Annotated in this window: 6 protein-coding genes and 1 pseudogene; 5 read left to right on the forward strand and 2 right to left on the reverse strand. The window is 65.2% G+C overall.

The genetic code is table 11. The features are described from left to right. The 5 genes from ACJH7A_RS29470 to ACJH7A_RS29490 form a co-directional block, all read left to right on the forward strand. A partial coding sequence (locus tag ACJH7A_RS29470; RefSeq protein WP_406803229.1) for a thiamine pyrophosphate-requiring protein occupies window positions 1-1,647 on the forward strand: 1,647 nt, incomplete at its 5' end. Then, entirely contained in the window at window positions 1,647-2,099 is a 453-nt protein-coding gene (locus tag ACJH7A_RS29475; protein WP_212814906.1) for a hypothetical protein, read from the forward strand. The genes ACJH7A_RS29470 and ACJH7A_RS29475, both read left to right, overlap by 1 nt. Window positions 2,100-2,185: 86 nt before the next feature. After that, window positions 2,186-2,809, forward strand: a complete 624-nt coding sequence (locus tag ACJH7A_RS29480; protein ID WP_244872619.1) for a gluconate 2-dehydrogenase subunit 3 family protein — start codon at window positions 2,186-2,188, stop codon at window positions 2,807-2,809. Window positions 2,810-2,894: 85 nt separating this feature from the next. Beyond that, a complete protein-coding gene (locus ACJH7A_RS29485) occupies window positions 2,895-4,475 on the forward strand; it encodes a GMC family oxidoreductase (RefSeq protein ID WP_212814905.1) in 1,581 nt (526 codons plus the stop codon). Further along, window positions 4,468-5,616, forward strand: a complete 1,149-nt coding sequence (locus ACJH7A_RS29490; RefSeq protein WP_212812406.1) for an enolase C-terminal domain-like protein — start codon at window positions 4,468-4,470, stop codon at window positions 5,614-5,616. Before ACJH7A_RS29485 ends, ACJH7A_RS29490 begins: the two co-directional genes overlap by 8 nt. Window positions 5,617-6,182: 566 nt before the next feature. Here the strand turns inward: ACJH7A_RS29490 and ACJH7A_RS29495 are convergent. Together ACJH7A_RS29495 and ACJH7A_RS29500 are read right to left on the reverse strand one after the other, a co-directional pair. Then, the gene (locus ACJH7A_RS29495; protein ID WP_212812405.1) at window positions 6,183-8,012 is read right to left on the reverse strand and encodes a glycoside hydrolase family 15 protein; all 1,830 of its coding nucleotides are present in this window, start codon (window positions 8,010-8,012) and stop codon (window positions 6,183-6,185) included. Window positions 8,013-8,106: 94 nt separating this feature from the next. Further along, window positions 8,107-8,706, reverse strand: a pseudogene (locus tag ACJH7A_RS29500) (hypothetical protein); the annotation flags it as partial.

Raw genomic sequence — 8,706 nt, forward strand, 5'->3', positions numbered from 1 at the left:
CAGGATCGATTTTCTTCGGCATGCTGCTCATCCTTCCGGACTCAAACAGCAGCGGCATCAAACCTGGGGCGGTTCAGCGGACCCGGCGCGGTGCATCTGCTCAACGGGCTCTATGACGCCAAGCTCGACCATGTGCCGGTGGTTGCCATCGTCGGTCAGACCGAGCGATCAGCGATGGGCGGCTCCTACCAGCAGGAGGTTGACCTAATCAGCCTGTTCAAGGACGTGTGCAGCGATTACGTGCAAATGTGCACCGTGCCCCAACAGTTGCCCAACCTGATCGATAGGGCAATCCGCACCGCGCTCAGCCAGAGCGCCCCAACCTGTCTGATCTTTCCGTCCGACGTGCTCGAACTCGACTACGAGCCGCCCGGACATGCCTTCAAGCAGGTGCCGTCCAGTCTTGGGCTGAGCCCCGCTCGGGTGGCCGCCGACGATGAGGCGGTACTTCAGGCTGCGGCGATCCTCAACGCCGGGCAGAGAGTCGCGATGCTGGTCGGCCAAGGTGCGCGCGGCTGCGCCGACGAGCTGACCGAAGTCGCCGACCTGCTCGGGGCCGGGGTAGCCAAAGCGCTGCTCGGTAAGGACGTACTGCCTGATGACTTACCGTGGGTGACCGGTTCGATCGGCCTGTTGGGTACCACGGCAAGTTGGCACCTGATGATGGACTGCGACACGTTGCTCACCGTCGGATCCAATTTCCCCTATACGCAATTCCTGCCCAAGCTCGACCAGGCGCGCGGTGTGCAGATCGACCGTTCGGGGCAGTGGATCGGCATGCGCTATCCGTACGAATTGAACATCGTCGGCGACGCCAAGGCGACACTGCAGGCGCTGATTCCGTTGTTACAACGCAAGACTGACCGCTCCTGGCGCGAGAAAGTCGAACACCACGTAGAGAAGTGGTGGAACACCGTCGAACGCCGGGCGATGACCACGGCCGACCCGATCAACCCGATGCGGATCTTCTACGAGCTGTCCCAGCGGCTGCCGTCCAACGCGATCGTCGCCGCGGACTCGGGTTCGTCGGCCAATTGGTATGCCCGCCAACTCAAGTTCACCTCGGGTGTGCGGGGATCGTTGTCGGGCACGTTAGCGACGATGGGTCCGGGGGTTCCGTACGTGATCGGCGCCAAATGGGCTCATCCCGACCGGCCGGGCATCGCCTTCGTCGGTGACGGTGCAATGCAGATGAACGGGCTCGCCGAACTGATCACCATCACCAGATACTGGCGGCAGTGGGCCGACCCCCGGTTGATCGTCGCGGTGCTGCACAACAACGATCTCAATCAGGTCACCTGGGAGATGCGCGCGATGGAGAACTCTCCGAAGTTCGCCGCCTCACAGTCGCTACCTGACGTCGACTACGCCGGGTTCGCGCGCAGCCTAGGTTTGCGCGGCGAAAACATCGACGACGCTCTCGAACTGGGGGCCGCGTGGGAGCGCGCATTGGCGGCCGACCGGCCAACCGTGCTTGATGTGGTGTGCGATCCGGATGTTCCGCCGATCCCCCCACATGCGACATTCGAACAGGCGAAGTCCTTGGTCATGGCAGTGCTCGGCGGCGATGACGACGCGGGCGGGTTCATCAAACAGGGACTCAAACAGAAAGTGCAGCAGTACCTTCCGGGCGAGAAGGACGCGTGATGCACCTCCTCGGGGAAGCGCTGTATGACATCAGGACCGGCCGTTTCGAGCGTACGCTGGCGGCGCTGACCGCTGTCGGCGCCGGCATCACTGCCGGTGAAATCTATTTCTCGCACGATGGCGCCAGCTTCGGCAACAAGATGATGTATTGGCCGATCGTCGTGCTGCCCACCGCGATCCCCGCGGGCGTGGCCGGGTTCTTCTCCCAGCGCGCGGCGCGCACGGTGCTGCCACTGACCAGCGCAGCGATCGTGATCAACGGACTGCAGGGCACCTACTTACATTGGCGTGGTATTCGGCAGCGGCCCGGCGGACTGACGAAATACAACATGGAGTCAGGTCCGCCAGCATTCGCGCCACTGTTGGCATCGTTGGTCGGCGGTATGGGCTTGCTCGCAGCAGTGCTGCGCCGAGAGAGCTTGTCGCTGCATCGAGACGGGGCTGACCACTGATGCCGTTTCGCCCACCGCCAGAGCACGCGGTAACTCCGCAGAGGCAAGGCCGGTTCCCGGGGTTTGATGTCCTGGATCAAGCCCACGTGTGGGATGCCGCGACTTCCGGAGTGGTGCTGGCACGGCTGACATTGCCAAATGCTCTGTCATTCTTCACCACTGACGAAGCGGGCATCGCTCAACCGATGCTTGACCTGCTACTGGGCCAAGACGGCGAACCGAGGGTGCCGGTACTTGCATTGATCGACCAACGACTCTCAGTGGGCGAAACCGACGGCTGGCACTATGACGATCTACCCGAGGACGGCCAGGCCTGGCGCGTCACCCTCGCACACCTCAACGAGGACGCGCAGGCCCACAGCGGCACCAGTTACACCGAATTGTCGCGCCGCAGCCAGGGTCTTCTGCTGCAAGACGTGCAGGACCTCGCTGCCGCCGGCGATCCATGGCACCGGTTGCCCGCCAAGCACGTCTGGAGCCTGTGGATGCGCTACGCCACCACCGCGTTCTACTCACATCCGTGGGCATGGAACGAGATCGGCTTCGGCGGCCCCGCCTATCCGCGCGGCTACCTCAATCCAGGCGTGAACGCGCGTGAAACGTGGGAAGTGGCAGACCATCTCAATAACGACCCGATCCCGTTCGCCGCGCGCATCGAACAAGCCCGCAGGGCGCACGACGACATCGCAGGAAGGTCGGCGAGTGGCTGACGGCCATGGGGTACGCGCGCGTAACGAATCCGCCTGGCTCATTCCCAACGATGGGTCACGGGTGAATCATCGGTTGCGCCACGACATGCGTCGCTATGACGACAGCGACGAGGTCGACGTGGTCATCGTCGGCGCCGGTGCCGGCGGTGCGACCCTGGCTCAGCGGCTGGCGCGGGCGGGCTGGCACGCCGTCGTGCTCGACGCCGGCCCGTTCTGGGATCCCGATACAGACTGGGTCAGCGACGAGCGTGCCTCGCATGTGCTGTATTGGACCGATCCCAGACAGATTGGCGGCGCCGACCCGGTTCCTTTGGGGTCCAACAACTCCGGGCGGGGCGTCGGTGGATCGATGGTGCATTACGCAGGGTACGTGCCGCGTTTTCACCCCTCGGACTTCCACACGCTCAGCGCCGAGGGCGTAGGCGCGGACTGGCCTATCAGCTATGAGCAGCTGCGGCCCTACTACGAGCAGATCGAGGCCGAGCTGCCCGTGGCCGGACAGCACTGGCCATGGGGCGACCCCCACGATTACCCGCACAGCCCTCACCCCGTCGGCGGCAACGGCATGGTCGCTCTGCGGGGCGCGGAGCGGCTCGGCATCCAGATGCGAGTCGGCCCGGTGGCAATTCCGAACGGCCGGTTCGGTAACCGGCCGCATTGCATCTATCGTGGGTTCTGTATCCAAGGCTGCAAAGTCAACGCCAAGGCCAGTCCGTTGATCACCCACATTCCCGACGCGCTGGCCCACGGCGCCGAAATCCGGCCCGACTGCCATGTCGCGCGCGTGCTCGTCGACGATCGCACCGGGCGCGCGACCGGCGTGGAGTACCTGCACGCCGGTGTCCTTCGGCGGCAACGCGCCGCCGCCGTCGTCGTCGCCGGCTACTCGATCGAGACACCGCGGCTCCTGCTGCTGTCCGCCACCCCCCGGTATCCCCAGGGGTTGGGCAACGACCACGATCACCTGGGTCGCCATCTCATGGTTCAGGGCGCTCCTCAAGTGGCGGGCCGGTTCAGCGACGAGATCCGCATGTACAAAGCGCCACCACCCGAGGTTTGCTCCGAGCAGTTCTACGAGACGGACCCGACCAAGACCTACCAACGTGGCTGGTCCATCCAGACCGTCAGTCCGATGCCGATCACCTGGGCCGAACATGTTGGAGCGCAAGGCCATTGGGGATGCACGCTGCGTGAGTACATGCGCGACTACGTGCATTGGGCGACCTTGGGTGCATTGTGCGAATTACTGCCGCAGCCTGACAATCGTGTGACGCTGGCCGACGAGAAAGATCGCCACGGGCTTGCCGTCGCGCATTTCGCCTACTCTCAATGCGACAACGACAAGAAGCTGATCAGGGCTGCCGGCGCAGTCATGGGCGACATTTTGCGCGCGGCCGGCGCCGAGGAAGTCATCACGATCGAGCGTTACGCCCATCTTGTCGGCGGGGCACGGATGGCGGCACGCGCAGAAGAAGGCGTCATCGACGCTGAGCACCGAGTGTATGGCGTCGACCGGCTCTATGTCGTCGACGGCAGCACGATGCCGACACAGGGCGCGGCCAACCCGGCGTTGACCATCATGGCGCTGGCCGCGCGCGCTGCTGATCTGATGGCCGACCACGCTGCATGCCGTGCGTCGAGTGAGAAGCGCTGTGCACGTGAATAACTCAACGATCGAGCATGTCGACGTCGAGGTCTACCGCGTCGGCACGCCGCAGGCCGAGGCCGACGGCACTTTGTGTTGGGATGCGACCACTGCAGTCGTGGTGCGGGTGCACGCGGGCGACACCACCGGTCTGGGGTGGACGTATAGCTCGTCCTCGGCCGCCGCAGTCATCCGCGAGGAGCTGGCCGCCGTGATCTGCGGCCGCGATCCGTTCGATATCCGAGGGGCGTGGCAGGTGATGCACCGCCACTGCCGCAACTTCGGCACGCGGGGCCTGGTCATGCAAGCGCTCAGCGCGGTCGACATCGCGCTATGGGATCTCAAGGCGCGGCTCTGTGACCTGCCGCTCACCGTGATGTTGGGCCAGGCGCGGTCGGCGGTGCCGATCTACGGTTCCGGCGGCTTCACGACCCTCGATGAGATCGGGCTCGGCGAACAGATATCGGAGTGGCGCGCCGCCGGATGCCGGTCGATGAAAATCAAGATCGGTCAAGATTGGGGAACCGCCGTTGCCCGCGACCTGTCTCGGGTCGAGCAGGTGCGGGAGCTTGCTGGTGCAGAGGTGGACCTGATGGTCGACGCGAACGGCGGCTACACGCTCGGCCAGGCCCGCCGTGTCGGCGCCGCTCTTGACGATCTGGGGGTGGTGTGGTTCGAGGAACCGGTCAGTAGCGACGACATTGCGGGTCTGGGCGTCCTGCGTAACGCGCTGCGCTGCGATGTCGCGGCCGGCGAATACGTCAGCGACCTCTACGGTGCGCGGCAACTGGCCCCCGCACTGGACTGCCTGCAACTCGACGCGACCCGCTGTGGTGGCTACACCGGCTGGCTGGGCTGCGCCGCCGTCGCAGCGTCCCGCAATCTGCAGGTTTCGGCGCATTGCGCGCCGGCATTGCACGCCCCTGTAGCCGCCTGCGTTACCAATCTGCGCCACGTTGAGTACTTCATCGACCACACCCGACTGGAACCAGTGCTCTTCAACGGCGTGCCCGCGGCAACTGGCGGCACACTCACCCCCTGCACCACCGAGCCCGGCCATGGCATGTCGCTGGCGCCCACCGCCAAGCGATACCGCCGATCACTGCAGGAGTTCACTCCGTCCATCGACCAAAAGAAACGTCATGAACAGCAACGCAATTGACCACGCGGTTTGCGGCAGCTCCACGTTTGGTTCTCGCAACCCATCGAAGAGCCCTCCGCCGGCTCGGCCACGAATACGCAGAATCGAACTGGCGCGCGCCGGTTGGGCGGCGGCGCTGCTGTTCGCGCCGCGACAGGTCATCGGGAACATCCATGACGCCAAGGTCGATGCGAAGAGTGTGCTGATCGCCCGGGCGCTCGGCGCCCGTCATCTCGCTCAGGCCGTGTCGTCTGGACTGCGGCCGAGCCCTGAGGTGCTCGCGTTGGGGGTGTGGGTTGACGCCGTCCATGCGCTGACTGCGATTGCGCTGGCGGGCGGCGATCACTCCCGCGTCCGTACGGGGTTAGCTGATGCGGCGGTCGCAACCACCTGGGCGGGCACCGGATATCGCGACCTTGTCGCCGCTACGGCAACCCCTCCTACGCAACGGCGTCGGCGAGATCACCTGGCGCGCATCATGCTCAGCATGATCCCAGGTGGAGACCCGCTGATGCGGCGGGCCAGCGCCGCCCGACCAGGTTCAGTTGGCGAAGGTCGACGCCATGGCCGCTCTGCGCTCGCGCGGCTCAGGCGCCGTCTTCGGTAAGCGCAAATGCGGCTTCGAAGCACAGCGCATGCACGAAGGCCTGCGGGAGATTGCCCCGCAGCTGTCGTTGCTTGACGTCGTATTCCTCGGTGAACAGTCCTGGCGGGCCGCACGAGGCGCGGCTGCGTTCAAACCATCGCACCGCGGCGCGGCGGTGTCCGTGCTGCTGCTCGGCGAGCGCCATCGCAAATCCGCACAGCAGGAAGGCGCCTTCGGTGTCACCGAGCCGAATTCCGTTGTGGCGGAATCGATATAGGTAGCCCTGTGAACTGAGTTGCTTGCGCACTGCGGCCAGTGTGGCCTGGCTGCGCGGGTCATCGGCCGGGACAGCGCCGCGAAGCGCGGGCAACAATAGCGCCGCGTCCACCCGTGGGTCACCCGGGGCACGTTGCCATCGGCCACTCGGGTGCAGGCAGTCGGTGTCGGCATCTGCGACGATCGCATCGGCGAATGCTGACCACTCGCCCGCCTGCTTGCGCGGGGCGATCTTGGCTATCGCGCGTAGCCCGGCGGCACAGCTCAACCGCGAATGCGCCCAGCGCGCGTTGTCGAGTTCCCAGATCCCTGCATCAGGTTGCCGCCACCGGTGCCTGATCGCGCTCACCGCAGCTTCGACTGCCGACCACAGTGTGCGGTCGAGGCGGTCGAGGCGGCCCGCTGTCGCCAACAATGACAAAGCTTCGCCGAACGCGTCGAGCTGGAACTGACGGTTGACCCAGTTACCGGTCTTGACCACGCCGCCACCCGGATATCCGGGCAAGGACAGTCGGTGTTCGTCGGGCACCAGGCCGCCGACCACCGTGTAGGCCGGTTTGAGCTCAGGGCCATCGGCAATGAGCCGTTCAGCGACAAAGCGCACTGAGCCGTCGAGCAGCTCGCCGGGCCCGGCAGCGGCAACGCCCAGACCGGCGTAGCACTGGTCGCGGACCCAGGCGTAGCGGTAGTCGTAATTACGCCCATGTTCGGCGCGTTCGGGAAGCGACATCGTCGCCGCTGCCACCATTCCGCCGCGCGCGCTGGTCAATCCCCGCAGCACCGCGTAGGCGTGGCACGTATCCCGGTCGGCCAGTGAGCCGGTGAAGACGGGCACCGCGGCGTGCCAGGCATCTTCGGTGGTGCGCCAGTATCGCTGGGGCTCAACAGGAGCTGCCTGAATCGGGCAGTCGGCGATCTCGAGCACGAGATCATGAGTACGGCCGGCGGGCACGATGATCTGCGCTTCAGCCGAACCATCAGGGAGAATCACGATGTCGGCGCCGGCATTCCAGCGGATCCGGAACCGTCCCGACGATGCGGCCAGCCCGCCCGCGAAGCGCTCATCAACGGTCATGGGCAGGGAGCCGAAATCCGCACGAACGTCGAGCCGAGCGCGGACGACGGCGTCGCCGTCAACGGCAATGATGCGGCGCAACACGACCGCGTTGTGCGGGTCGCCGGGAAACGCCAACGCTTCCCTGCATTCAATGATGCCGACGGTGCTGACCCAGCGCGACCGCCAGATCAGTGACCGCGGCTCGTAGTACCCGCCCCACACAAAACGGTTTCCGGCGGGCGTCACCGAATACCCTCCGGCGCCGCCGATGAGCGAGGAGAAGACGGCCTCCGAATCCCAGCGGGGAACACATAACCAGGCGTAATCGCCGCGAGGACCCACTACGACGCCTCGTTCACCGTCGGCCAATAATGCATAGTCGCGCAACACCTCTGGCGAACACAGGGCGGATGTTGCGTCGTCGCCGCGCCCCTGCGCGCCGGCACCCGATGGATCGCGACCGGGTCCGTCATCACTCACCGGCGTCAGATCATTCATGAGAACCTCCCCAACCGCTGCCCCCGGTTCCCGGTACCGGCACGCGCTCTAGCAGCGCGACGCTGCGATCGTCGACTTGATCTGGATCGTTCAATCAGCCTTGCCATATGCGGTACACGGCGGCGCTCAGCGCTGCGACACCAGCTGCGGCTACCGCAGCAGCGGTCATACCAGCGTGTTGCGACACCCACAGCTGTGGCGACACATCATGTGAGCGCGGGTCGAATATCCCGTGCGCTCCGTGGTCGGCGCCCGCCGCGTCATCGCGAGGTTCCCACAAGTTGTTCGGCCTGTCGGGCTCGACCGGTTCATCGGTCTGCTGGGATGCATAGCCGTTCCTCGCCAGGTAGCGATCCAAGAGTGCGGGAACACACCGTTGGCCCAATATTGTTGCGGCAGTGCTCATCCCGACCCAATATTGTTTGCGGCGAGGATGCTGTGCAGCGTAAAGAACCGCCCGGGCCGCTACCTCGGGTTGATAGATCGGCGGTACCGGCTGTGGGTGACGTGGCAGCCGCGACAGCACCCAGCTGAACTGGGGAGTGTTGACCGCAGGCATCTGCACAACGGTGATGTGGATGTTGCTCTGATCATGCATCAGTTCCGTGCGTATCGATTGTGGTTCCCCCGAGATCGTGGAGGGTTCCTTATGCCGCTTCCGGCGTGATGTTGGATTCCCTGATCTCGTAGTTGA

It is taken from the genome of Mycobacterium sp. SMC-17 (assembly GCF_045310915.1).
Taxonomy (GTDB): domain Bacteria; phylum Actinomycetota; class Actinomycetes; order Mycobacteriales; family Mycobacteriaceae; genus Mycobacterium.

Bases quoted from the DNA above. Each gene is read 5' to 3' on its own strand.
- ACJH7A_RS29475 (WP_212814906.1), top strand. From the start codon at position 1,647: ATGCACCTCCTCGGGGAAGCGCTGTATGACATCAGGACCGGCCGTTTC.
- ACJH7A_RS29485 (WP_212814905.1), top strand. From the start codon at position 2,895: ATGCGTCGCTATGACGACAGCGACGAGGTCGACGTGGTCATCGTCGGC.
- ACJH7A_RS29495 (WP_212812405.1), bottom strand. From the start codon at position 8,012: ATGAATGATCTGACGCCGGTGAGTGATGACGGACCCGGTCGCGATCCA.